General features: G+C 60.3%; 24 protein-coding genes and 2 pseudogenes. 11 read left to right on the top strand and 15 right to left on the bottom strand.

What is annotated here, in order from left to right; all coding sequences use genetic code 11:
* Positions 1-23: 23 nt before the first annotated feature.
* Positions 24-623, bottom strand: coding sequence for a DUF2796 domain-containing protein (locus tag AC1Q6I_RS16980; RefSeq protein ID WP_024077656.1), 600 nt, complete (start codon positions 621-623; stop codon positions 24-26).
* Between the two features lie 131 nt (positions 624-754).
* Here AC1Q6I_RS16980 and AC1Q6I_RS16975 point away from each other — a divergent pair, with 131 nt between their 5' ends.
* Positions 755-1105 carry a hypothetical protein gene (locus AC1Q6I_RS16975; RefSeq protein WP_024077655.1) on the top strand — a complete coding sequence of 117 codons (351 nt, stop codon included), beginning with the start codon at positions 755-757 and terminating at the stop codon, positions 1103-1105.
* A gap of 101 nt (positions 1106-1206) precedes the next feature.
* Here the strand turns inward: AC1Q6I_RS16975 and trxA are convergent, their stop codons facing one another.
* From trxA to AC1Q6I_RS16960, 3 genes are all read right to left on the bottom strand, one after another.
* Positions 1207-2079 (bottom strand): thioredoxin, encoded by an 873-nt coding sequence (gene trxA / locus AC1Q6I_RS16970; protein WP_024077654.1) that lies wholly within the window; start codon positions 2077-2079, stop codon positions 1207-1209.
* Between the two features lie 349 nt (positions 2080-2428).
* Positions 2429-3082 carry a class I SAM-dependent methyltransferase gene (locus tag AC1Q6I_RS16965; RefSeq protein ID WP_102625664.1) on the bottom strand — a complete coding sequence of 218 codons (654 nt, stop codon included), beginning with the start codon at positions 3080-3082 and terminating at the stop codon, positions 2429-2431.
* Positions 3079-3534 (bottom strand): YbaY family lipoprotein, encoded by a 456-nt coding sequence (locus AC1Q6I_RS16960; protein WP_024077652.1) that lies wholly within the window; start codon positions 3532-3534, stop codon positions 3079-3081. Before AC1Q6I_RS16960 ends, AC1Q6I_RS16965 begins: the two co-directional genes overlap by 4 nt.
* A 139-nt stretch (positions 3535-3673) precedes the next feature.
* Here AC1Q6I_RS16960 and nrdR point away from each other — a divergent pair, with 139 nt between their 5' ends.
* From nrdR to AC1Q6I_RS16910, 10 genes are all read left to right on the top strand, one after another.
* Positions 3674-4138 (top strand): transcriptional regulator NrdR, encoded by a 465-nt coding sequence (gene nrdR, locus AC1Q6I_RS16955; protein WP_041161032.1) that lies wholly within the window; start codon positions 3674-3676, stop codon positions 4136-4138.
* Positions 4135-5271: a bifunctional diaminohydroxyphosphoribosylaminopyrimidine deaminase/5-amino-6-(5-phosphoribosylamino)uracil reductase RibD gene (gene ribD / locus AC1Q6I_RS16950; protein ID WP_024077650.1), complete on the top strand. Its 1137-nt coding sequence runs from the start codon at positions 4135-4137 to the stop codon at positions 5269-5271. The genes nrdR and ribD overlap by 4 nt, the downstream gene beginning before the upstream one ends.
* Positions 5272-5318: 47 nt before the next feature.
* Positions 5319-5981, top strand: a complete 663-nt coding sequence (locus AC1Q6I_RS16945; protein ID WP_024077649.1) for a riboflavin synthase — start codon at positions 5319-5321, stop codon at positions 5979-5981.
* A 15-nt stretch (positions 5982-5996) separates the two neighbouring features.
* A complete protein-coding gene (gene ribBA / locus AC1Q6I_RS16940) occupies positions 5997-7088 on the top strand; it encodes a bifunctional 3,4-dihydroxy-2-butanone-4-phosphate synthase/GTP cyclohydrolase II (RefSeq protein WP_024077648.1) in 1092 nt (363 codons plus the stop codon).
* A gap of 88 nt (positions 7089-7176) precedes the next feature.
* The gene (gene ribH, locus AC1Q6I_RS16935) at positions 7177-7653 is read left to right on the top strand and encodes a 6,7-dimethyl-8-ribityllumazine synthase (RefSeq protein WP_003194576.1); all 477 of its coding nucleotides are present in this window, start codon (positions 7177-7179) and stop codon (positions 7651-7653) included.
* A complete protein-coding gene (gene nusB, locus AC1Q6I_RS16930; protein WP_024077647.1) occupies positions 7650-8150 on the top strand; it encodes a transcription antitermination factor NusB in 501 nt (166 codons plus the stop codon). The genes ribH and nusB overlap by 4 nt, the downstream gene beginning before the upstream one ends.
* Positions 8151-8168: 18 nt before the next feature.
* Complete coding sequence (gene thiL / locus AC1Q6I_RS16925; RefSeq protein WP_024077646.1) at positions 8169-9134, top strand: thiamine-phosphate kinase; 966 nt, start codon at positions 8169-8171, stop codon at positions 9132-9134.
* A gap of 266 nt (positions 9135-9400) precedes the next feature.
* Positions 9401-10018, top strand: coding sequence for a GTP cyclohydrolase II (gene ribA / locus AC1Q6I_RS16920; RefSeq protein ID WP_024077645.1), 618 nt, complete (start codon positions 9401-9403; stop codon positions 10016-10018).
* Positions 10015-10434, top strand: a complete 420-nt coding sequence (locus AC1Q6I_RS16915; RefSeq protein WP_069077098.1) for a nuclear FMR1 interacting 1 family protein — start codon at positions 10015-10017, stop codon at positions 10432-10434. Before ribA ends, AC1Q6I_RS16915 begins: the two co-directional genes overlap by 4 nt.
* Positions 10431-11231, top strand: a complete 801-nt coding sequence (locus AC1Q6I_RS16910; protein ID WP_102625666.1) for a cobalamin-binding protein — start codon at positions 10431-10433, stop codon at positions 11229-11231. Before AC1Q6I_RS16915 ends, AC1Q6I_RS16910 begins: the two co-directional genes overlap by 4 nt.
* 21 nt (positions 11232-11252) lie before the next feature.
* Here the strand turns inward: AC1Q6I_RS16910 and AC1Q6I_RS16905 are convergent, their stop codons facing one another.
* The 11 genes and pseudogenes from AC1Q6I_RS16905 to AC1Q6I_RS16855 all read right to left on the bottom strand — a co-directional run bounded on the left by AC1Q6I_RS16905 (position 11253) and on the right by AC1Q6I_RS16855 (position 24290).
* Positions 11253-13148 carry a TonB-dependent receptor domain-containing protein gene (locus tag AC1Q6I_RS16905; protein ID WP_102642547.1) on the bottom strand — a complete coding sequence of 632 codons (1896 nt, stop codon included), beginning with the start codon at positions 13146-13148 and terminating at the stop codon, positions 11253-11255.
* 141 nt (positions 13149-13289) lie between these two features.
* Positions 13290-15188 carry a 1-deoxy-D-xylulose-5-phosphate synthase gene (gene dxs / locus AC1Q6I_RS16900; protein WP_024077641.1) on the bottom strand — a complete coding sequence of 633 codons (1899 nt, stop codon included), beginning with the start codon at positions 15186-15188 and terminating at the stop codon, positions 13290-13292.
* Between the two features lie 110 nt (positions 15189-15298).
* A complete protein-coding gene (ispA, locus tag AC1Q6I_RS16895) occupies positions 15299-16186 on the bottom strand; it encodes a (2E,6E)-farnesyl diphosphate synthase (RefSeq protein WP_069077095.1) in 888 nt (295 codons plus the stop codon).
* Positions 16183-16425, bottom strand: a complete 243-nt coding sequence (locus AC1Q6I_RS16890; protein WP_102625721.1) for an exodeoxyribonuclease VII small subunit — start codon at positions 16423-16425, stop codon at positions 16183-16185. Before AC1Q6I_RS16890 ends, ispA begins: the two co-directional genes overlap by 4 nt.
* A gap of 74 nt (positions 16426-16499) precedes the next feature.
* Positions 16500-16901 (bottom strand): annotated as a pseudogene (locus tag AC1Q6I_RS16885) (Fic family protein); the annotation flags it as partial.
* Between the two features lie 8 nt (positions 16902-16909).
* Positions 16910-17260 (bottom strand): annotated as a pseudogene (locus AC1Q6I_RS16880) (DUF962 domain-containing protein).
* A 121-nt stretch (positions 17261-17381) separates the two neighbouring features.
* Positions 17382-17669: an Imm50 family immunity protein gene (locus AC1Q6I_RS16875; protein WP_256581231.1), complete on the bottom strand. Its 288-nt coding sequence runs from the start codon at positions 17667-17669 to the stop codon at positions 17382-17384.
* Positions 17670-18041: 372 nt separating this feature from the next.
* Positions 18042-18587: a hypothetical protein gene (locus AC1Q6I_RS16870; protein WP_256581230.1), complete on the bottom strand. Its 546-nt coding sequence runs from the start codon at positions 18585-18587 to the stop codon at positions 18042-18044.
* Positions 18588-18960: 373 nt separating this feature from the next.
* Positions 18961-19260, bottom strand: coding sequence for a hypothetical protein (locus AC1Q6I_RS16865; protein ID WP_102625720.1), 300 nt, complete (start codon positions 19258-19260; stop codon positions 18961-18963).
* A 100-nt stretch (positions 19261-19360) separates the two neighbouring features.
* Positions 19361-19675 (bottom strand): hypothetical protein, encoded by a 315-nt coding sequence (locus AC1Q6I_RS16860; RefSeq protein ID WP_102625719.1) that lies wholly within the window; start codon positions 19673-19675, stop codon positions 19361-19363.
* Between the two features lies 1 nt (position 19676).
* Entirely contained in the window at positions 19677-24290 is a 4614-nt protein-coding gene (locus AC1Q6I_RS16855) for an RHS repeat-associated core domain-containing protein (RefSeq protein WP_492618400.1), read from the bottom strand.
* Positions 24291-24418: the final 128 nt, after the last annotated feature.

Here is a 24418-nt window from a genome sequence, read left to right as displayed (position 1 = left end):
TCGCCTGTGGGGGCGCATTCCAATCAGAACTTCAGGGTAGCTGCCTGCGGCGTCGCTTCAACACCCTGCTGGCCGCTTGGGCCGATCAGTTGTACCTGGATTTTTTGGGTGGCGGGGAAGGTCTTGAACACTTGCGTCAGGTCGAGATTGCTCAGGGCGGTCGGCGTGGCGCAGGTGAACTGGTAGTGGGCGTGGATTTCGCTGTGGTCGTGATGATGCTCATGGGCGCCGTCTTTGGCGTCGTGATCATCGTCATCATCATGGTCCGCTTCCGGCTTGTCGCCGAACAGCGGGCTGTTCAGTTCCTGGGTGCTGATCACGCAGCCAGCGGCCTTGGGCAGGTTGAACAGGGCCAGCGGGTTTTCCAGCTGTTTGCGCGCGGCGGCGACCTTGGCTTTGTCGGCGGCGCTGGTTGCCGCATGTTCGAAGCCCACCAGGTTCATCGCCGGGCTGTCCAGTTCAAGCTCCAGGGCCTGGCCGTCGAGGACTGCGTTGAGGCGGCCAACACCGTGTTCATGAGCACCCAGGCTGCCGTGCTCATGATCGTGGTCGTGTTCATCCGCGGCGTGAGCGACGGCCAGTGGCAACAAGGCGAACGGCAAAGCAAGCATCAGACGGCGCATGACAAGGCTCCAGAACATGAAAGTTTTGTTATGTGATCTTATAACAATATTCGGCAGAGTTTGACCGTCCGCTTGGCGTTGCGCAAGCCGCATGGGAGCATGCTCGTCAGAAAAATGCAGGAGTAAGGACGATGTTGCGAATTCGTGGAACCGTCGGCGACCTGCCGGTGGATTTGACCCTGGAGCTGGATGATGGCGATTGGGCGCGACTCGGCGCGCAGCTACAGGCGACGCCAGTGAACAGCGCGGCGGCCGCACCGGTTGCTCCGGTCAAGCACAATGATGACCTGTGGCAACACGCCCAGGACCTCTTGCGTCATGCCGGGCAGCTCAATGGCCTGGAGCTGCTCGACCAGTTGGAAGGTTTGGCGGGGGATGCCTCGGCGGGCAAGCGTCTGCTGGTGCGCCTGCGCCATAGCGCCAAGGTCAAGGTGAGCAGCGGCGGGGATACGCCGCTCTATACCTGGATTGAGCCCTTGTAGGCGCAAGCTTGCTCGCGAAAGTCGTTAACGATAACGCGGGTATTCTGGATGAACGCGGCGCCCTGGCGTTTTTCGCGAGCAAGCTCGCTCCTACAGAGCGACTAGTACAACGCAGCGAACAACTTGCGACGGTACACGGTCACCAGCGGGTGATCATTGCCCAGTAACTCGAACACCTGCAGCAAGGTCTTGTGCGGCAAGCCTTCGCCATAGCTGCGGTTACGGATGAACAGCTTGAGCAAGCCTTCCAGCGCCGCGTCGTACTGCTGGCGTGCCAGCTGCTGGATGGTCAACTGATAGGCCGCTTCATCGTCCTGCGGGTTTTGCGCCAGGCGGCTTTTCAGGTCGGCGGCATCCGGCAGGTCACCCGCCTGGCGCAGGAAGGTGATCTGCGCCTTGGCCCCGGCGAGGGCGGCCTTGTGATCGTCGCTCTTCACGGCGTCGAGCACGGTCTGGGCTTCGCCCAATTCACCGCGTTCGGCCAGGCAGCGGGCATACAGAATCAGCGCGGCGGCGTTGGTATTGTCCTCGCCCAGCAATGTCACCAATACGGCTTCGGCGTCGCTGATACGGCCCTCGGCAAACAACGCCTGGGCCTGCTCCAGCGGGTCCGCCGCAGCCGGCGGCGGCATCTGCACATGAGGCTCCAACATGGCCCGCACTGCCGACTCTGGCTGTGCCCCGGCAAACCCGTCCACCGGCTGGCCGTCCTTGAACAGCACCACCGTCGGCAGGCTGCGAATACCGAAACGCGCGACGATGTCCTGCTCGGCCTCGCAATCGACCTTGGCCAGCAGCAACTCGCCCTGATAACTCTCGGCAATCTGCGCCAGCAGCGGCATCAACGCCTTGCACGGCGCGCACCACTCGGCCCAGAAGTCCACCAGCACGGGCTTTTCAAAGGAGTTCTGGATCACCGCCTGGTCGAAGTTGGCGGTGGTGACATCGAAGATGTACGGCGTGGGCTCACTCATGGGGCGTCTCGAATAAAGCGGGAATGGCGCAACTATAAGGGCTGGTGAAGGCTACCGGAAGGAGCAGGGTGCTGATGATCAAGCGCAAGCCCTAATGCCAGTCAGTTAAGGAGAAACATTGTGACTGTGGCGAGCGGGCTTGTCCCGCGTTGGGCTGCGCAGCAGCCCTCAAACATAGCCCCGGAGCTGCCTGGCACACTGCAGCGTTCTTATTGGGGCTGCTGCGCAGCCCAACGCGGGACAAGCCCGCTCGCCACAGAAAAAAGTGAGTAGATGCCATTGCGCATAAGGGCTTCGCCGAAGGAAGCCTCACGCTCAAAAAAGTCGGAAATGGCCTGACGATTGGGGGTTATCTTCGCGAATGGTACAGGCTCACCTTGCGAAACTCCCAAGGCTCGGCCAAGTCCGGCAGCGTCAGCGCATCGAGTATCTTCAGCCGCCGATAGGCCGGGTGCTGGAAGTCCCGCACTCGCGAATCCGCCACCAGCGCTTCGCGGCCACGGCTGAGGAAGTGGTCGAGCAAGGGCAGGTTGGCGCGGTCGTACAGCACATCAGCCACCAGGATCAGGTCGAAGCGGTCGGCTTCGGCGAAAAAGTCCGCTGAGTAGCTCAGTTCCACACCATTGAGTTCGGCATTCGCGCGGCAGGACGCTAACGCCAGCGGATCCAGGTCGCAGGCAACCACTTCCAACGCGCCCGCCTTGACCGCCGCAATCCCGGCCACACCGGAGCCGGCGCCGAAATCCAGCACGCGCTTGCCCTTCACCCATTCCGGGTTCGCTGCCAGGTACCGCGCCAGTGCCAGGCCACTGGCCCAGCAAAAACTCCAGTAGGGCGGTTCATGCAGGATGCGCCGGGTTTCTTCGGGGCTGAAGGCGCGGTCCATATTGTCGGCATCGAGCAGCCACAACGACAGCTCGGTGCCCGGCAGGGGGCAGGGCACCAGGTGCGCGTCGCCGATCAGTTCGCTCAGGGCGCGTTGCAGGTCCAGCGGTGGCGTCATGGTGCCTTGACGAGTTGCAGGGGGCCGGTGGTCTGGGTGATCGCCTGGGTGATGCGTACGGCGGGCAGGTGCAGGATCAGCTGGCCGGACTGGCTGGCACGGCCGCGTAACTCAACCCGTGCACCGGCCGGGAACGCTTCGGGGTTGAAGCGCAGGCGGAAGGCCAGGGGCTTGCCGTTGCCACTGAGCACGCTGCTGGCGAGCAGTTGTTGCGGGCGGCTGCGGTCGTCGATCACCAGCAGCGCCAGCTCCACCTCGGCGCCACTGGGCACGTTGGTGAGGGTACCGTTGATTTCCCGTTGATAGGCCGGCAGCGGGCCGACGTCTTCAATGCCTGGGACTTTTTTCTCTTGCTGCGGCGTCGGTTGGGGGGTCGATGGTTTCGGGGCTTCGCTGCTGCAGGCGACCAGAACACTGAACAGGGTGAGTAAAACAAGTGGTCGTAACTGCATGTACGGCTCCAGAAAGGACAAAATCCGTGGCTTAAAAAGTATGAAACATAATAGTCAGCCTATATACCGTAAAGGCTATGGCTTGTCTTGCCACGGGGATGCGCTACCATGGCCCTCCCTTTTTTTGTTGCCTGCCACCATGCACTGTCCCTTCTGCGGTGCCAACGACACCAAGGTCATTGACTCACGTCTGGTCGCCGAGGGCGATCAAGTGCGTCGCCGGCGCGAATGCCTGGCCTGCGGTGAACGTTTCACCACCTTCGAAACCGCCGAACTGGTATTGCCACGTCTGATCAAGTCCGACGGCAGTCGCCAGCCTTTCGATGAAGACAAATTGCGCGCCGGTATGCAGCGCGCCCTGGAAAAACGCCCGGTGAGTGTCGAGCGGCTGGAGGCGGCGCTGGTGCATATCAAGCACAAGCTGCGTGCGACCGGCGAGCGCGAGGTCAAGAGCCTGGTGGTTGGAGAGCTGGTGATGGGCGAGCTGCAAAAGCTCGACGAAGTCGCCTATATCCGTTTCGCCTCGGTGTATCGACGCTTCCAGGACCTCAATGAGTTCCGCGAAGAGATCGACCGCCTGGCCCGTGAGCCGGTCAAGAAATGAACCCACCTTCTGCTGAACAGGCTGTCCTCGACGCTCACTACATGGCCCGCGCCCTCGAATTGGCGCGTAATGGCCTGTACACCACCCATCCCAACCCGCGAGTGGGCTGCGTGATTGTGCGTGATGGGCAGGTCGTCGGCGAAGGCTGGCATGTGCGCACCGGCGAGCCCCATGCCGAAGTGCATGCCTTGCGCGCTGCCGGGGGTAAAGCCCGAGGCGCCACGGCCTATGTGACCCTCGAGCCTTGCAGCCACTATGGCCATACCCCGCCTTGCGCCGACGCACTGGTGAGTGCCGGGCTGGCGCGGGTGGTCGCGGCGATGCAGGACCCTAACCCGGAAGTTGCCGGGCGCGGCATGCAGCGCCTGGCCCAGGCCGGTATCGAGGTCTACAGCGGTGTGCTGGAAGGGGAAGCCCGCGCCCTCAATAAAGGCTTCCTCAAGCGCATGGAGCACGGCCTGCCGTTTGTGCGGGTCAAGCTGGCGATGAGCCTGGATGGCCGCACTGCGATGGCCAGCGGCGAGAGCCAATGGATCACCGGGCCCGCCGCCCGCGCCGCGGTACAGCGCCTGCGCGCCCAGGCCAGTGTGGTGCTGACCGGCGCCGACACGGTATTGGCCGACGGTGCGCGCCTGACCGTGCGCGCCGCCGAATTGGGCCTGGATGACGCCACCACCGCCCTGGCCATGTCACGCCCGCCGTTGCGCGTGCTGATCGACGGCCGCCTGCGGGTGCCGCTCAATGCGCCGTTCTTCAAGGCCGGCCCGGCGCTGGTCATTACCTGCGTCACTGCGGAAAACCAGTTCCCCCGTGGCCCCGAATGCCTGGTGGTGCCCGGCGTCGATGGCCAGGTTGACCTACGCTCGGCGCTGGTGGCGCTGGCGGCCCGTGGCGTCAATGAAGTGCTGGTGGAGGCCGGCCCAAGCCTGGCGGGTGCATTTGCCCAGCAGGGCCTGGTCGACGAATACGTGATTTTCGTCGCCGGCAAGTTCCTCGGCTCCGCCGCCCGGCCTTTGCTGGACTGGCCGCTTGAGAAACTGGCGGATGCCCCCCAACTCAAGATCACTGAAATGCGCGCTGTAGGCGACGACTGGCGAGTCACTGCCATCCCGCTTCCACCCGCGCGCGTATAATTCTGACCGGGCGCTCAAGTGCCCGTACCGTTTTCCAGGAGAAGGCCATGTTCACCGGCATTATCGAATCCATCGGCAGCATCCGTGCCATGACCCCCAAGGGCGGCGATGTGCGCCTGCTGGTTGAAACCGGCAAGCTCGACCTCGGCGACGTCAAATTGGGCGACAGCATCGCGGTCAGCGGCGTGTGCCTGACCGTCATCGAGCTGACGGGCAACGGCTTTGCCGCCGACGTCAGCCGGGAAACCCTGGACTGCACCGCGATGAACGACCTCAAGGCTGGCAGCCCGGTCAACCTGGAAAAAGCCCTGACCCCGACCACCCGCCTGGGCGGCCACCTGGTCAGCGGCCACGTCGACGGTGTCGGCGAAGTGGTATCGCGCAGCGAAAACGCACGCGCCGTGGAATTTCGCATCCGCGCGCCAAAAGAATTGGCCAAGTACATCGCCCACAAAGGCTCGATCACCGTCGACGGCACCAGCCTGACGGTGAACGCCGTGAACGGCGCTGAATTTGAACTGACCATCATTCCCCACACCCTGAGCGAAACCATCATGGCGTCGTACCAGCCGGGTCGCCGGGTGAACCTGGAAGTCGACTTGCTTGCCCGTTACCTGGAGCGCCTGTTGCTGGGCGATAAGGCCGCAGAGCCTGCAACCGGGAACATCACTGAGAGTTTTCTGGCCGCTAACGGCTACCTGAAATCCTGACCAAGGGGGTGCCCTGTGGCGCTCAATAGCATCGAAGAACTGGTTGAAGACATCCGCCAAGGCAAGATGGTCATCCTGATGGATGACGAAGACCGCGAGAACGAAGGCGATATCATCATGGCCGCCGAACTGTGCCAGGCCGAACACATCAACTTCATGGCCAAGCACGCCCGTGGGCTGATCTGCATGCCCATGAGCCGCGAGCGCTGCGAGTTGCTCAAGCTGCCGTTGATGGCGCCGCGCAATGGTTCGGGTTTCGGTACCAAGTTCACCGTGTCGATTGAAGCGACCACCGGCGTCACCACCGGTATTTCCGCCGCCGACCGTGCGCGCACCGTGCAAGCGGCCGCCGCGAAAGACGCCAAGGCCGAAGACATCGTCAGCCCTGGCCACATTTTTCCGCTGATGGCTCAACCGGGCGGCACCCTGGCCCGTGCCGGCCACACCGAAGCCGCGTGCGATCTGGCGCGCATGGCCGGGTTCGAGCCGAGCGGCGTGATCTGCGAAGTGATGAACGACGACGGCACCATGGCCCGCCGCGCCGAGCTCGAGGCGTTTGCCGCCGAACACAACCTCAAGATCGGCACCATCGCCGACCTGATCCACTACCGGATGATCCACGAACGTACCGTTCAGCGGATTGCCGAGCAGCCGCTGGACAGCGAACTGGGCCAATTCAATTTGGTGACCTACCGTGATTCCGTTGAGGGCGATGTGCACATGGCGCTGACCCTGGGCACCATCTGCGCCGAAGAACCGACCTTGGTGCGCGTGCACAACATGGACCCGCTGCGTGACCTGCTGATGGTCAAGCAACCCGGTCGTTGGAGCCTGCGCGCCGCCATGGCTGCGGTTTCCGAGGCCGGCAGCGGTGTGGTATTGCTGCTGGGCAACCCGGTGGATGGCGACGTATTGCTCGCGCATATTCGTGAAACCGCCGAGAACACCCAGGTCAAGACACCGACCACCTACAGCATCGTCGGGGCCGGTTCGCAGATCCTGCGCGACCTCGGCGTACGCAAAATGCGCCTGATGAGCGCACCGATGAAATTTAATGCGATATCCGGTTTCGACCTGGAAGTTGTAGAATACGTGCCCTCCGAATAAAGGCCGGCGATTTTCGCCCCTTGTTCGCGGTTAAATCATCACTGAGGGACGCACTTTTCGCGTCCCGGCTCTTTAAGAGATTTGTCGAATGACCCTGAAGACCATCGAAGGTACCTTCATCGCCCCCAAAGGCCGCTATGCCCTGGTGGTTGGCCGTTTCAACAGCTTCGTGGTTGAAAGCCTGGTAAGCGGTGCCGTGGACGCCCTGGTTCGCCACGGTGTGAGCGAAAGCGACATCACCCTCATCCGCGCCCCTGGCGCCTTCGAAATTCCACTGGTTGCGCAAAAAGTTGCGCAGCAGGGCGAATACGCGGCGATCATCGCCCTGGGCGCGGTCATTCGTGGCGGTACTCCGCACTTCGAATACGTCGCCGGCGAATGCACCAAGGGCCTGGCCCAGGTGTCCATGGAGTTCGGCGTGCCGGTTGCCTTCGGCGTGCTGACCGTGGATTCCATCGAGCAAGCCATCGAGCGTTCCGGCACCAAGGCCGGTAACAAAGGCGCTGAAGCTGCCCTGTCCGCCCTGGAAATGGTCAGCCTGCTGTCGCAGTTGGAGGCCAAGTGATTTCCGACGAGAGCGATCGTTTCAACCCGCGCGACGAGCGTCCTGCGGATGCCGGCAAGCCATCGAAAAGCGAAAAGCGTCGTGCAGCTCGCCAACTCGCTACCCAGGCGCTGTACCAGCGTCACATGGCGGGTACCTCGCTGAATGAAATCGAAGCGCAATTTCGTGTCGACAACGATTTCACCTTCGCCGACCAGAGCTACTTCCACGACATCCTGCATGGTGTCCCGGCCAACCTGACCGAGATCGACACTGCACTGACGCCGTGCCTGGACCTGACCATCGAAGAACTGGACCCGGTTGAACTGGCCGTACTGCGCCTGTCCACCTGGGAACTGCTCAAGCGCGTCGACGTGCCGTACCGCGTGGTGATCAACGAAGGCATCGAACTGGCGAAAGTCTACGGTTCGACCGACGGCCACAAGTTCGTCAACGGTGTGCTCGATAAACTGGCTCCGCGCCTGCGTGAAGCCGAAGTGAAGGAACACAAGCGCTGATCCGCGCTTGAGTTCCCGATGGGCGAGTTTGAGCTGATCCGTAAATACTTCGCCGCCGCGCCCTGTGCGCAGGGCGGCGAAGGCATTGCCCTGGGGATCGGCGACGACTGCGCCCTGCTGGCGCTCCCCGTTGGGGAGCAACTGGCAATCTCTACCGATACCTTAGTGGCCGGCGTGCACTTTGCCGACCCCTGTGATCCGTTCCTGCTCGGCCAGCGCTCGCTGGCCGTGGCGGTGAGTGACCTGGCCGCCATGGGCGCCCATCCCCTTGCGTTTACCCTTGCCCTGACAACGCCGACGGTCGATGCCGATTGGCTGCAACGCTATGCCCAGGGGCTGAACGCCATGGCGCAAAGCTGCGGTGTGGGCCTGGTCGGCGGCGACACCACGCGCGGGCCGCTGAGCCTGACCCTGACCGTGTTTGGCCGGGTGCCGGCCGGGCAGGCGTTGACGCGCAGCGGTGCGCGTCCGGGTGACCTGCTGTGTGTGGGCGGTGAACTGGGCAATGCTGCCGGCGCCTTGCCGTTGGTGCTGGGCCAGCGCAGCGCCGAGGCGGCCATCGCCGATCCACTGCTGGCGCATTACTGGTCGCCGCAACCGCAATTGGCCCTGGGCCTGGCGCTGCGGGGCAAGGCCACATCAGCCATGGATATTTCCGACGGGCTCCTGGCCGATTGCGGGCATATCGCCAAGGCGTCGTCCGTCAGCCTGCTGATCGAGCGCCAGGCGCTGCCTTTGTCCAAGGCCCTGCTCGCGTTTGTGGGGGATGATGCCGCGCGAGTGGCGGCCTTGAGTGGTGGCGATGACTACGTGCTGGTGTTCACTCTGCCACCGACCGAGCTGGCGCCGTTGCTGGCGGGCGGCTGGCCGGTGCATGTGATCGGCCGGGTCGAGGTGGGGCAGGGGGTGACGCTGCTCGACGCGAACGGGCAGGACATCACCCCAGCCGTGCGTGGCTATCAGCACTTTCGCGAGACGCCCTGAACAGGCGTCTCATCCGTCCCAGGCGCCCTGTAGGAGCGAGCTTGCTCGCGAAAAACGTAAGCACAGCGCGTTTATTCAGGCTGCGCGTGTCAGCGTTGACGAGGTTCGCGAGCAAGATCCAGGCGGCCCCTCGTTCCTGCACATAGAACCGATACGAAGGCCAATCGAACCGATTGATCTTTATCAGCGATAATTCAGCTTAAGCGTCTGTAGGAACGTGCTGTTACAATGCCCGCCTCTGTGAAATCTGAAATCAGGAGCACACGGTGCCCGTCGTTTTCGTCGCTGCTTCCAAGCTGCCTACCCCTTTTGCCACATTCACCATGCATGGCTTTCTCGAAGAAGAAACCGGGCGCGAGCACGTTGTGCTCAGCCTGGGTGATATCGCCGATGGCGCGCCGGTACTTGGCCGCGTGCACTCCGAGTGCCTGACTGGCGATGCGCTGTTCAGCCAGCGCTGCGATTGTGGCTCGCAGTTGGAGGCCGCGATGCAAGCCATCGCCCGTGAAGGCCGGGGCGTGCTGCTGTACCTGCGCCAGGAAGGCCGTGGCATTGGCCTGCTGAACAAGATCCGCGCCTACGAGTTGCAGGATGGCGGCGCCGACACCGTCGAAGCCAACGAACGCCTGGGCTTTGCCGCTGACCAGCGGGACTACGGCATCTGCTTGCCGATGCTGGAGCACCTGGGCGTCAAATCCCTGCGCCTGATGACCAACAACCCGCGCAAGGTCAAAGCCTTGACCGAGATGGGCATCACCGTGGCCGAGCGCGTGCCGCTGCACACCGGGCACAACCCGCACAACAAACTCTACCTAGCCACCAAGGCCAGCAAGCTCGACCACATGATGGGCAACGAGCATCAGGGCGAGGTCGACCGCGCGTGACCCGAGGCCAGGTAAAACGGCGACTGTCCTTCAGCTGGTGGCAGTACCTGGCCCTGGCGCTGCTGCCGTTGTTCGTGATCAACCTGGTCTTTGGCCACGCTGAATCCCTGCTGCCGGTGCTGGCCATGCCGTTCTTTATTGCCGGTGTGGCCTCGATGTTTCTCAGCCTGCGTTTTTTCCATGGCTATAAACACGCGCTGATCGCCACCGCCAAAGCCCTCGACACCCCTGAAGAACCCGCGGCCTGGATCACCCTCGCGGCCCGGCGCCGCACGGCGTTGCTGGTGGCTGCCGTGCCGGCCTGGATTGGCGCACTGGCGGTGTTCGTCGGCCTGGAAGCGGTGCCGCTGTTTCTGCTGGCGTTGTCGACTCTGGTGCTGTTTTACCTCTATCGCATCCCGCGTCAGTTGGGATGATGCGTCACTGGCTGGCGCTCCTGCTGCTGGCGTGCTGCGCCCAAGCCCTGGCGGTCGAACGGGTGGTCAGCCTGGCCCCATCCCTGTCTGAAATCGTGGTTGAACTGGGCGCTGCCGACCTTTTGGTGGGCGTACTGGACGGCGGCGATCGGCCAGCCGCGCTGGCGACAGTGCCGTCGGTGGGGCAGTACGGGCAGTTGAATATGGAGCGCCTGCTCAGCCTCAAGCCCGACCTGATCCTGCTGTGGCCCGGCAGCATCAATTCGGCGCAGCGTGACCAATTGCAACGCCTGAGTATCCCGGTGTACGTCGCCGAACCCCATAGCCTTGAACAGTTGACCACCCAGGTGCAGGCCATTGCCGAGCAGTTGGGGCGCGCCGACACCGGTCGACAATTGGCCGCCCAGTTGCGCCAACGCTTGGCTCAGTTGCGCCAGCGCTACCAGCGTGCCGAACCGTTGCGCGTGTTTTACCAAGTGTGGAACCGGCCGCTGTACACCGTGGGCGGCGGGCAGATCATCAGCGATGCGCTCAGCGTGTGCGGCGCGCGCAATGTGTTCGACGATCTGAAGTTGCCCGCGCCGCAGGTCAGCATCGAGTCGGTGTTGCAGCGTAATCCTGAGGTGATCCTGGCGGGCGATCAGCCGCAGCTGGAGGCTTGGAAGGCCTGGCCGCAGGTGGCTGCCGTTGCGCAGGGGCGCTTGTTGTTAGTGCCGGATAAAGGCCTGGAGCGGCCGAGTGGGCAGATGTTGGAGGCGCTGGCGCGGTTGTGCCAGGTGATTGCGCCGAACCTGTGAGGTCGGGCCTCGAATGTTTGCTCAGAGCGCCGGCGTCCAGCTCACCCCAATCCTCCACACCCGACCCTCTTCCCGATAATCCTGGTTGTTCAGGAATGCCGGATCGTTATAGCTGTAGCGCGCCCGCGCGTAAGCCTTGTCCAGCAGGTTATCGACCTTCAGCGACAGCGACACTTCCCGGCTCACCGCCCAACTGCTGCGCAATCCCAACAAGGCATAGCCGCCCAGGCGATGGCGATTGTCTTCATCGTCATAGCTGCTGCTGATCGCCTGCCAGCTCGCGCCGACTCCGAATTGATCGAATTGCCGATCCAGGTCCAGGCTCACGGTGCGCCGTGCACGGCGGGCCAGGGTGTGGCCGGTGTTGCGGTCACGCGGGTCGATGACCGAGACGCCCAGGTTGCCTTGCCAGCCAAACAGTTCCTGTTTGAGTGCGCCCTCAAAGCCGTTGATACGCGCTGCTGCCACGTTCTGCGGCTTGCTGGTGCGGTCGAGAATGATGGCGTCGCTCAAGTCGGTGCGATACAGCGAGGCTTCCAGGCGTGTGCGGTCGCTGAGCTGGCTGCGCCATTGCAACTCGTAACTCTTTGAGGTCTCTGGCTGCAGGTTGGGGTTGCTGTACTGGGTGTCCGGATAATAAAGGTCGTTAAAGGTCGGCGCGCGAAAGCCCTCGCTGTAGCTGAGCAGCACATCATTGTCCGGGTTGATCGGCACGGTGAGGGTGCCGCTCCAACTGTTCTGGGCGCCGAATTGCTGGTTCTGGTCGCGGCGCAGGCCCAACTCGGTGGAAAACCCCTGGCCGTGGAAGCGGTGCTGCACGAAGGCGGCGCGGTTCCAGCGGCTGTTTTCGGTAAAGGAGGTGGAACCGTGGAAGCGGTCTTCGTACCAGTCGCCGCCGAGGATCAGACTGTTCTGGTCATCCAGCGTCAGGTCGTTCTGCCAGTTGACCGAGTCGCGGTAGGTATTGAACACGCTGAAATCCTCGCTGAGGGTATCGCGCTTGGTGTCGCGGTTTTCGCTATGGCCCAGTTCCAGGCGCGACTGCCAGTGCTCATTGAGTTCGGCGTCGACATAACCGCTGGCGCTGCTCACGGCGTAGTCGGTGTAGGGTTTCTGGCCGACGGTCTGCCCGGTGGCGGCGACGTAGCGCCCGAAGCTGTTGTCGTATTCCGACTTGCCGCGGCTGTCCAGGAGATTGAAACCCACCTCCAGCGCCTCACTGAAGGCATGGCTGAGGTTCAGGCTGACGGACTGGTTGCGGTAGGCATCCCGATCGCCATCGCTGGGGAATGACGTGTGCGTCGAATTGATGCCGGCGGTTTCATCCAGGCTCGCGCCCAGGTTGAAGCGTGTGTGTTCATCACCGCCGGATAATCCGAGGCTGCGCTCCCAGGACTGGTGGCTGCCCAAGCCCAGGTTCAAGCGTGGTTGCAGGCCCTGTTCGGCATTGCGCCGGGTAAACACCTGGATCACCCCGCCGATCGCGTCGCTGCCGTAGATCACCGAGCGCGAACCGCGCAGCACTTCCACCCGCTCGATCTGATCGACGTTCAGGTACTGCAGGCCACTGTCGCCGGAGGTGGTATTGGCGATGCGCTGGCCGTCCACCAGCACCAGGCTTTGTGCGGACTTGGTGCCACGCAGGTAAATGCCTGGAAGGCTGCCACGGCCGCCGGTGGGCGCAACTTGCACACCGGGGACGCGGCTGAGCAGGTCGGCCAGGCTGGTGGGTTGCAGGCGGTCGATGTCGTCGCGGGTGAAGACGGTGTTGGCGGCGCTGCTGTCGTTGCGCGCCTGGACCTGGCGGTTGGCGCTGATGACCACGTCGGGGAGTTTCAGCGCATCGTCGCGGGTGTCGGCGAGCAATTCAGGGGAGGGCAGAAGCAGCAGGGGGAGGGCGAGGCGAAGATGTCTCATGGGGCTGTCCATGGCGTTTGAAGGTGACGCAAATCAAATGTGGGAGGGGGCTTGCCCCCGATGGCGTCTTGTCAGTCAGCATCGTAGTTGACTGAACTGCCGCTATCGGGGCAAGCCCCCTCCCACATGTTGAGCCGGTTTCTACAGCCCCAGCAGGGTCATACGCTCGCGCACGGAGGCTTCGATTCCTGCTTCGTCCAACCCGCACTCCGCCAGCATCTGCGCCGGCTTGGCGTGTTCGACGTACATATCCGGCAGGCCCAGGTGCAATACCGACTTGAGGATATTCTCGCGCGCCAGGAACTCGCTGACGGCGGCACCGGCACCGCCCATGATGGCGTTCTCTTCAACCGTCACCAGCAATTCATGGCTGGCGGCGATGTCGCGTACCAGGGCTTCATCCAGCGGCTTGACGAAGCGCATGTCGACCACGGTGGCATCGATCTTCTCGGCGACTTTCAGCGCTTCGGCCAATTGCACGCCAAACACCAGGAAGGCGGCCTTGCTGCCTTGGCGACGCAGGATCCCTTTGCCGATCTCGATAGGCGCCAGGTCTTTCTCGATCACCGCGTTCGGGCCATTGCCTCGCGGGTAACGCACAGCGGCCGGGCCGTTATACAGGTGGCCGGTGCTGAGCATCTTGCGCAGTTCGTTCTCGTCGCTCGGCGTCATCACCAGCATGCCGGGGATGCAACGCAGGTAGGACAGGTCGAAACTGCCGGCGTGGGTCGGGCCGTCTTCGCCGACCAGGCCAGCGCGGTCGATGGCAAACAGCACGTCGAGGTTTTGCACCGCCACGTCATGCACCAACTGGTCATAACCGCGTTGCAGGAAGGTGGAATAGATCGCCACCACTGGCTTGGCGCCTTCACAGGCCATGCCGGCGGCGAAGGTCACGGCGTGTTGTTCGGCAATCGCGACGTCGAAGTAACGCAGCGGGAAACGCTCGCTGAAGGCCACCAGGTCGGAGCCTTCCTTCATCGCCGGGGTAATCCCTACCAGGCGCGGGTCGGCAGCGGCCATGTCGCACAGCCATTCGCCGAACACCCCGGAATACTTCGGCCCACTGGCCTTTTTCGGTGCGGCGGCGGGGGCGTCCAGGGGTTCGAGCTTGGTGATGGCGTGGTAGCCAATCGGGTCGACTTCGGCCGGGGCGAAGCCTTTGCCCTTCTTGGTAACGATATGCAGGAATTGCGGGCCCTTGAGGTCACGCATGTTGCGCAACGTGGCGATCAGGGTCGGCAGGTCGTGGCCGTCGATCGGGCCGATGTAGTTCCAGCCCAGTTCCTCGAACAGCGTGCCGGGCACCAGCATGCCCTTGGCATATTCCTCGGTACGCCGCGCGATTTCCCACGCGCCGGGCAGGCGTGACAGCACTTTCTTGCTGCCTTCGCGCATGCTCGCGTAGGTACGGCTGGAGAGAATCTTGGCCAGGTAATTGGACAAGCCACCGACATTGCGCGAGATCGACATGTCGTTGTCGTTGAGGATCACCAACATATTGGCATCCACTTCCGGCGCGTGGTTGAGCGCCTCGAAGGCCATGCCGGCGGTCAGTGCACCATCACCAATCACGGCAATCGCCTTGCGATCGCTGCCTTGCAGGCGGGCGGCAATCGCCATGCCCAGCGCTGCACTGATGGAGGTGCTCGAGTGGCCGACACCAAAGGTGTCGTACTCGCTCTCGGAACGACGCGGGAAGGCAGCAATGCCGTCCTTCTGGCGCAGGGTGCTCATGCGCTCGCGGCGGCCCGTGAGGATCTTATGCGGATACGCCTGGTGACCCACGTCCCACACCAGCCGGTCGTCCGGGGTGTCGAACACGTAATGCAGCGCGATGGTCAGCTCGATGACGCCCAGGCCTGCACCGAAATGCCCACCGGTCTGGCCGACCGTGTAGAGCAATTCCAGGCGCAACTCATCGGCCAGGGTTTCCAGCTCGGCTTCACCCAGACGACGCAGGCCGTCCGGCGTGGCAGCACGGTCGAGCAGGGGCGTGGACGGGCGTTTGCGGGGAATCTCTTGAAACGTCGTGGGCATCAGGCGAATCGTTATAGGTATAGAAGAGGCGGCAGTTTACCTCAAGCATCGCAAACTGCCCACGCAGAGCGCCGAACTTGGCTGATATGCGGCTGCAATGGCCGCAGTTATCAGTGCCGACGTTCGACGATATACCGCGCCAGGTGCCGCAGCGGCTCGGCTGCCGCGTCGAAAGGTCGCAGGGCGGCCAGGGCCTGGTCGCGTAGCTCGATGGCATACGCCTTGGCAGCTTCAAGCCCGAGCAATGCAGGATAAGTCGGTTTGTCCCGTGCGATATCCGCACCCTGGCGTTTGCCCAGGGTGGCGGTATCACTTTCCACGTCGAGAATGTCGTCCTGTACCTGGAACGCCAGGCCGATGGCCCGGGAATAGGTTTGCAAGGCCGCCAACTGCGGCGCTTCGGCCCGGCCACTGGCCAGGGCACCGAGGTGCACGGCAGCTTCTATCAATGCGCCGGTCTTGTGGCGATGCATATGTTCGAGGGCTTGCTGATCCAGCTTGAGGCTGACCGACCCCATGTCGATCGCCTGCCCGCCGACCATGCCGGCCGGGCCCGCAGCCAGGGCTAACGCGGTCACCATACGCAGGCGGATCTCGGCATTGACGCTGCTCAGCGCCGGGTCCAGCAAGGCGCTGAACGCCAGGCTCTGCAAACCGTCGCCGGCCAGGATCGCATAGGCTTCATCAAAGGCTTTATGGGTGGTGGGTTGGCCACGACGCAGATCGTCGTCGTCCATCGCCGGCAAATCGTCATGCACCAGGGAATACGCGTGAATCAACTCAACCGCACACGCCGCGCCATTCGCCTCTTCGGCCGGTGCGCCCAAGGCTTCACAGGCCGCATACGCCAGCAACGGGCGCACACGCTTGCCGCCATTCATCACGCTGTAGCGCATGGCTTCATAGAGACGCTTCATTTCCGGGCTTGGCGCAACAAACAAGGGCTCCAGCGCCGCATTCACCCGGGCTTGGCTGCTGGCCTGATACGCGTCGATCATTCCGGCTGTTCCGCATCGAAAGGTTCTTCGGCCAACTCCCCGTCGCGCTCCAGCAACACCTGGACCTTCTGCTCCGCCTGCGCCAACGCGCTCTGGCAGTCACGGGTCAGGCAGATGCCTTGCTCAAACGCCGTCAGCGAGTCCTCCAGCGACAACTCGCCGTTCTCCAGACGCTCGACCAATGTTTGCAGGTCGGCGAGGGATTGTTCGAAATCGAGTGCAACTTTTTTGCGGGCCATGGCGGCTATTCCGGTAGACGGTAAACCGGCGCGACACTAGCAGACATGGGGGATGGGGGCAAATGAGAGGGGCGTCACTCGCCTGCTGTATTGACCCGATAACGCGTGCTGCGGCCGCCTCCCGGGAGACGAACCAAACAGTTTTTTTCCAACAGATCGGCCAGGTGTCGCGTCGCCGTCGCCTTGGATACCTTTGCCACCGCCTGGTACTGCGCAGCGCTGATGCCGTGTTCGAAGCCCTTCTCACCACCGTCGAGCAGGCGATTGAGGACCTTGATCTGTTCAGCCGACAAAGGGAGGTCGCGGTGTTGCTGCCAGAACCGACTCTTTTCCAGCACTCGGTCAATCCGCGCCATGGCCTGCTGCACGCTGCGTAACAGGGTTTTAAGGAACCACTCCAGCCAGTCCGTGATATCCAATGAGGCCTTCTGGCTGGATTCCAGCGCGTTGTAGTAGCCGGTGCGGTCTTCGCCTAAGCCGGCTATCAGTGGTGGTGGCGCTGACGCCAGCCACCGCTCAACACAAAGTGTGAGAAGGTCACGAACTGCTCGGCCACTGGGGGCTGTACCGCATCTTTGCGATCACTGAATGACTCGCAGGCCTAAGCTTCCAGGCTATGGCCCTGGCCCTGCAGCGCCAGGCCAGCCAGGATGCCAACTGCACCAACGGCGAAACTGGCCAAGCTCAGGCTGAACACTCCGGAAACGATCAACAGGAAGCCGATGATAAACAGCGGCACGGCGATCAAGTGCAGCGCCAGGTTGGTCGGGTGCTGATGGTTTTGAGGGTAGTTGCGCCATTGCCAGGCGGGGAGATTGGGATGACGTTTGCCCATGATGGTGAATCCTCTGTCCGTTGAAACAACATGGGGAGAGTTTCGGTGGAGGTGGGCGGGGGAGCGAATTGGCATTGGCTATGGAGGCCATAGGGGGCACGTATTCAGAAGTTGTGACTGTCTAGAAAAAATAATCATCTGGCCCATTTATGTAAACATTTGGGTCCACAAGTGAAATGGATTTAGCTTTGAATTCAATTAAAAAGTTCTTATTAGTCGCCTGAAAATAAAACTGATTATTTTCCTTGGTGATTTTGACAAAAAATACCTCCCGAACAGGAATGTTTTGTATTTTTAGGCTGTGAATGCCATAACAGTCTATCCCCATCCTGCAGGTGTTGTAGCCTTGCCTTCCCATTTTTTTTGGCAATATGTCAGGAAAGTCAGGTATGTCGAATCCTAGTCCCACAGAAGGTCGATCGTTTTCTATTTGTAAAGAAAAAAGAGCAATTCGCCAATTTCTACAGGTTCGTTAAAGATTTTTTCAAAGAATATATTTTGATCCGGTTCGTTCCAGTATTTCATCGTTTACTCCTGAAAATTGTAATGTTCCTTGGCTTCGGGTAACGGGGACGGATTTATTTAATGGAGCAGTGAATCGAATGTTCAGGTTATAAATAGTTCTGTCCCCTTTCTGCTAGTTGGTTTTGTAGTCTTCCCTCTGGTGCTAGATATTTAGGATGCTATTTGATGGCGTCGCGTAGTGTTGGGGAGTGTTTCAGATTGTTGAGTAGTTGTTCAAATTTGAATTTTTGGTCTGGAGAGGTTGTTGCGTTTTTGGTCATATCTTTTCAACGCTATATCCGTCTGAAGTCACTGTAAAAATAACCTCTTTTCTGATGGTTTCCTTGAAGCAGTAAGTCTTTGTATTTTGCAGAGGGGTAGTGCATTTTGCCTCTTGCGAGAGGGTAAGATCTTCTTCTTTATGAAGGCCGTTTGTTTCGATTCCAATCGCGCTAATACCTTTGAATTCTATGGGGTTGTGGAAGGTGATTAGTAAAAATTCATCTTGCTGGTTGGTAAAAACCATCAGTAATTCGTTACGCTTACACGTTACTTGTTGAATGGTTCCCTTCGAGATGTCAGGTACTTCTGTTTCAGGTTCTTTTTTATTCAAGGGTTGATCGGGTTTCCAAAATTTCAAGTCGGAAAAATGTCTCTCTATATCATCCATTTCGTCATCGCCGAGAGAATCATCAAAGTGTTGAGAAATTATCGTGCGTACCTTTGCCAACCTCTGGGTAACGGCACAGTCATCGATAAAGTCAGTGGTTGCTTTGCGGTATTCTTCCAGGGCACCAGGTTTTTCAGCATAAAAGCTGCCCATTTTGCGTAGGGATATTAGTATGTATTAAATTTCTTTAAGGGCATCAAGTGCCTCTTTGCCGCTGAGTACTATTTTTTGATTTTGCTCTAGCATTATTTTTTTCTCGTAAATGTAGGGTTGTTTAATGTTAGGTTGCCTTTTACGGTTAGCTCCATGGTGCTGTATCTGTGGGGAATTGGGACGTGGGGGGAATTGGGACGGATTTATTTGATCGAAAACAGCGAGTCGGATCTTTAGTCTATAAATAGTTCTGTCCCCTTTCTGCTGTTGCTTCCTTCCTGCCTCCTTTCTGCTTCGTCGATGCGGGTCATGCGCGTAATGTCTTCGCTGTACTCGCCGCCGATGACAACGATATTTTTATCCATCGTATTTTTTAGTGCTGTATTAATTGAGATTGTGCACGGAGAAGTAGCTTGCCTAGTGTATCAATTGATTGCGTGGTGAGAGTTGGAGTAGGTGAGTCCCAGTCATAGTCTTTGACGACCTTTATTTGGAAGTGGCCTTTTGCATCGAATGAAGGAAACCAACCTACGTCAAGTAAGAAGCCGTCCGGATACTCCACCTGAAGCATATCCTCCTTCAAGTTGTGTACTTGATCCTCAATCGCAGAATCCTCCAGCAAAGAAAGCTCATCATAGGTGATGTTACCTTGTATGAAGCCTAACGAGATCATTTGGTTAATCTCCTGAATTCTTGCTCCGAAATAGGGTGGGTTGAAACTTTAGCTTATAAATAGTTCTGTCCCCTTCCTGGTCCCTTTCTGGTCATAAATGTCATATCTCTTGTGTGCTATAGCTACCAGCAACTACGAGAAGAATTGTTTCTCCGCTATTGCTCGATGTAAAGCAGTAAGTTATTCCAGTTTCATCAGGCTCCAGTCTAGTTGCTTCTTGCGAAAGCCATGTGTTTTCTTCTTCGTACATGTCGCATATTTCGGTGCCGACAGCGCCTAAGCCTTGAAAGGCAACTAGATCGTTGAAGGTTATCTTCCATTGTTTTTCCTGCCAGTCTGTAAACTCCATTATCAATGTATTGCGGTTGCAAATCAGTTTTTCAATTGTTCCATCTGCCACAGGGAATTTGTTCATATCAGCTTCCTGGATGTTTTTCACCCGGTAAAAATCCGGATCCGTGCCCTTTTTTGTAATTATGTGGGAGGACCTTCATTACTAGATTGTTTTTTTCAGCCTGTCTCCAACTGAAATCGTTGGGCTTTAGCTCTATATGATAGTGCTCGCCGTGATGTCTCGGTACGAATATACCCTCATCTCCCGGATGGCTCTCAAATCTTATCCGGGTATTACTGTTAGGTCTCCACTCCATTCGCTGAGTGTCATGCTTTGTCGTAGATACTTTTGGCGTTACTCCTAGCACTTCTGTTAAATCATTTGGGTCCCTTGGGAAATGAGAATGGGCAGTTGGTAGGGTTGGCTGTCCATCATTGTGTTGTGGTACAGGCTCGTCAACACTCGACGATGGTTTACATTCGTTATTCCCTGGACATGTACTCAGTCCCAGTGGATCCACCCATCCCGTAGGATTGGGCGCGTACAAGTACGCGTTGATCCCACCCGCCAACTTCACCGGATCCGGTGTCAGGTAACGACCAACATCCGGATTGTAGTAGCGATGGCGGTTGTAATGCAGCCCGCTTTCCTGATCGAAGTACTGACCCTGAAAACGCAGTGGGTTGTCGACTGTTCCGATGTCGAGTCGGGTGATTTCGCCGTAGGCGCGGTAGTGGGCGGACCAGACGATTTCGCCCTCGGGATTGGTGAGTTCCTGGGGTGTGCCGAGGTGGTCGAGTTGGTAGTGGTAGGGCTTCGTTTCTTTTGGGCCGAAGCCTTCCAGTAGCGCCAGTGGGCGGAAGCTGTCCGGTTCGTAGAGATAGCTGCGATGCTTTTCGGCGTGGTGCTCGGCGATGAGTTTGTCGCCTTGCCAGAAAAACTCCGTGGTTATGCGATCCACGGTCTTGCTGATGCGCCGCCCAAACGGGTCATAGCGATAGCTCGCGGTTTGGCCGTCGGGTTGGGTAATGCCTATCAGCCGGTGCTGGCAGTCGTAGCGGTATTCGGTAATCAGCGCGTGCCCACGGCCACGCCGTTCGCGGATCAGGTTGCCGAAGGCGTCGTAGTCGTAATGGCGGTCACCCTGGATCATCAGGCGGTTGCCGGCGACGATGTCGGGGCCGGGGCGGTCTTGCATGAGCAGGTTGCCGGCCGGGTCGTGGGCGAAGCGTTCGTGCGGGTCCTGTGAGTGGTCGACGCGGGTGAGGCGGGCGAGGGGGTCGTAGTGGTAGTGGTGTTCGCCTTTGCGGCTGTCGACTAAACGGGTGAGGTTGCCGGTTTTGTCGTAGTCGTAGTGGCGCTGGTAAAGGGGGGTGTCCTGTTGCGCGACGGTGTGGGCGTGCAGGCGGTGTTGTTCGTCGTAGTGGTAGTGGCTGAGGAGCTGGCCCTGTTGGCGTTGGTGTTCTTGGCCGGCCTTGAAAAGATGAGAGGTCAGCAGTGCGCCATTTAACTCGACGGTGGCGAGGTGGCCGCCTTTGCTGTGGTTGAACACCACGCGGTTGTTGTCGGGCAGGCGCAGGTTTTGAAGTTGACCGCAGGCATCGTAGCCATAGCGCAAGGTGCCCCAGCCTTGGTGTTCGGCGGTGAGACGGTTTTGTGGGTCGTATTCGTAGGCTAACGCCCAGTGGCCGTCGTCGACGCTAAGGAGGTTGCCCTGGCGGTCGTAGGTATATTCAACAAGGTTGCCGTCGGGCAGGGTTTTTCGTACGAGGCGACCGGCGTGGTCTCGCTCATAACGAGTAACGAGCTGACTGCCATCGTCGCCGTGTTCGGTCTTTTCCTGCAGGTTGCCGTTGAGGTCGTAGGCATAAACCGTACGCTGCCCATCAAACCCGACTTCCTGCTGGATCAGGCCGTTGGGGTGGTAGTCGAGCCGGTAGGTCTCGCCAACCTCGTTTTCGATCTCGGTCAGCAGTAGCCGGGCGTTGTCGTAGCGGTAGTGGACCTGGGTGCCATCGGCATTGATACGGCGGCTGATCAGGTGCAAGCCGTCGGCGTATTCGTAGCGGGTGACGCGCCCGAGTTCATCGCGTTCGGCGGTGATTTTTCCGTAGGGGTTGTAGCTGTATTCGCGCGTAGCGCCGTCCGGTTGAGTTAGCTTGACCAGGCGCCCGGCGGCATCCCATTGGTACTGGGTCAGCGCGCCATGCTCATCCTCGCGGGCAATCTGTCGACCCAAGTCGTCATAGCGATAGCGCCGCACACCGCCATTGGGCAGCGTCTGCTCCAGCAGTTGCCCGCGCTCATTCCACACCAGCCGTTGGCAGCTGTGATCCGGGTGCCAAACCCCCACCAGTTGTCCGTATTGGTCGTAGCTGTAGTCGGTGACATGGCCGTCGGGATCGGTCTTACGCGTAATGTCGCCTTGGTCATTGCGCTCGTACTTCCACAGCGCCTGACCCCGGCGCACCACGCGTACGAAGCCATTGTCATGCTCGTAGGACGTCGGCTCGTCATCCCCCGGAAACAGCGCGACCAAGCGCCCGGCTTCGTCGTACTGATACGCCGTCACCGCCCCCAGCGGATCTTGCTCAACCGTCAGCCGACCTTTGTCATCATAGGATTTGAAGTGCTGCGCACCGTCCGGATCAATCCGCTGCACCAGCCGCGCCCGGTGGTCATGGACATACACTTCCTGGCTGCCATCGGCGCTGTGCACCGTGACGCGCCCGTCCTCGCCCCAGACATAGCGCGTGTCCATCTGCGAAAAACTGGCCCAATGCCGGACACATCGCGCCGCCTTGCCAGACCGTTCCCACGCCCAAAAGAAACTCGCCCCACCGGCCAAGCCACGCTCAAGAATCACGTGCTGCTCGTCGTACCGATACACCTCGCTTTCGCCGACGGCATTGGTCGCGCAAACCAGTCGGCCGGCATCGTCATAGGCGTAGGCAACAACGTGCTGCTCCGTCACCCAGACGTAGGGTTCATGCCCCGTGGCGCGCTGAACCTGGTAGTCCACCGCCACAATGCGGCCCCGTTCATAGCGCAAAAACAGCGACCGGCCCGCGCCGTTATCCAACCGTTCGATGCGCCCCAATACGTCGCGGAAAATTCGCAGGCGGTTGTCATACGCGTCACTGATCGAGACCAATACACCGTCGCGAAAGTGATAAAACCGCGCCGCCTGGGCCAGCACCAGTTCATCCGGCGAAGCGCCCAGATAGATCGCCGCTTCAGCCAGGCTGTTGGTGATCGCGGGGCGAGCCGCGGTGGGCAGTGGAAACTCAGTCGTGCGGTTTTCATGGTCAATCCAGACGACCGAATCGCCCACCACGGAAAGCCTGTGCGCCAGCGAATGACTCCAGCCAAACCCCAACCCGCAATCCACTTCCACCGCACTGGTGCGGTACAACCGGGTCCACTCGAACGGCAAGATCCCGTCCAGCGTGCCATCGGTGAGGGTGAGCAGCTCCTCGCCGGTAACCATCGACACCGGGCAGCCGTTGGTGACGGTCTTGTCCGAAGACGCGGCAGCATCCCCCGCAGGGTTTTTCCCCGAAAGAGGCTCATCATCCACGTGCTCTCTTTGCTTCAGCACCGTGTTCTGCCGCGCCCGCCAGCGCATCTGCAGCGTGCCTTGCTTCACGCCGCCGACCGCGCCGCGAACCGCCACCGCTTTGTAGCGATCCACCGCCTGCATGAACTTCGTCAGAATCGCCAGCACGCCCTGAACAAAACCCACCGCCGCCTTAACCATCTGCGCGCCATACCTGGCCAGCCGCAGGCTCAAATACGCCACAGCCGCCGCCGGCAATGCGATGGTCAGCACCGCACCCATCACCAGGTCGATCAGCAGCGACACCACAAACCCAGCCGCCACTTGCGCAATCTCACTGGGCGGCAATGCGTCCAACCAGATCATCGCCGTGCGCACCAGCAGGAACAGCGCCGCTTCATCACTGGCGAGCAACATCGCCTGTTCCATGACCTTGGGGGCGCTGGCGGCCAAATCCGCCAGCTTGGCCGCTTCGGCGCCAAGCTGTTCGACGTACTTCAACGGGTCTTCAAGAATTGCCTGCACCAGCTGGATGCTGTCCCACACCTCGCGAATCGCCGCCCAACTGCCAGCCAATATCCCGCTGCCAATCGCGCTGGCCGTCGACTGTTGCCAATGCGGCTTGAACCCTTCCCACTGCGACCGCAGCCATTGCTCCAGGTCTGCGGTCAACCCGGCGTAGGACACAAACAACGCGTCCACCTGTTGGGCCGACACGCCGCCTTGCACCCGTACCTGGTAGCGCGCGCCCGCGACGCATGGGTGCGAGCCTTTACCCTGTTCATCGAGCATGACCACGGTAGAACTGCCGTCATCCAGGCCGATCACCTCAACCGGGATATCGCCGATCGGCACGTCATACACCGACTCGAACTTGCTTTCGATCTGCAACATACCGCCCGCCGGGCAGCGGGCCACGGTGGAGAAGTCGGTATCGGAAAGGCTCACGGAACGTTGCGAATTCCCCGCGCGCAACACCCGATCCATCCCCAGCAACGACGGTAAATCAGCGGCGTGGCTCACCGAATCCAGCGCGCGCGAATACCAGGCCCCCAGTTGCTGGCGATACGTCACCAGGCTCTGATGGAAGCTATCCAGCTCATGTTCGATATGGGCAATGTGGGAAGCGTTGGTCATCCGTGACGTCTCGGCAGAAGGCAAGGCGTCGGAGTCTGCCGCAGCGAAAAGCGGCTGGATGAACGGTTTTGAAAATCAGAATGGGCTTACGTGGGCAGCGAAAAAATCGCGTCAGTTCACCTTCAAAG

This window comes from Pseudomonas sp. MPR-R2A5 (assembly GCF_058793055.1).
The sequence above is the reverse complement of the archived record's forward strand: the minus strand, read 5'-3'. Positions and strand labels throughout refer to the sequence as shown.